This is a genomic window from Arthrospira sp. PCC 8006 (assembly GCF_046480465.1).
GTDB lineage: Bacteria > Cyanobacteriota > Cyanobacteriia > Cyanobacteriales > Microcoleaceae > Limnospira > Limnospira platensis.
Window position 1 is genome coordinate 1 of the sequence record NZ_PKGG01000595.1, and the last position, 378, is coordinate 378.

General features: G+C 43.2%; 1 pseudogene. It reads left to right on the forward strand.

Annotated elements, in window-relative coordinates:
* Window positions 1-190 precede the first annotated feature (190 nt).
* Window positions 191-378: pseudogene (locus B9T16_RS29530) on the forward strand (hypothetical protein); the annotation flags it as partial.

The following is a 378-nucleotide window of genomic DNA, read 5'->3' on the forward strand; positions in this document are numbered from 1 at the left end:
CGATCTCTCTGAGGAACCGGGTTTATTGTCCCGACAAATATCAAGTATTCGCGATCAGAGGGTTTCTGGATCGATACCCATTTCCCGCAGTTTAGCAAAGGCGCGATCGCGTTCTTGTTGTGCCTCATGGCGTTCTTGCTGTGCGCGATCRCGTTCATCAAACAAATCTCTCAAATTAACAGGAGAATTTATGACGAACAAAAACACTAGGCGCAAAGTCGCAAAGTTCCTCAATCTCTTAGGGTTATTTATATCAACAGTAGCTGTGTTTGTGTTTGCGGGTTGTGGACACGGACAAGCCGTTAACTGTTCAAATTCAAGTAATGGGGTGACAGCCTATAATAACCGACAAGTTAATCATAAAAACATTTATTACGG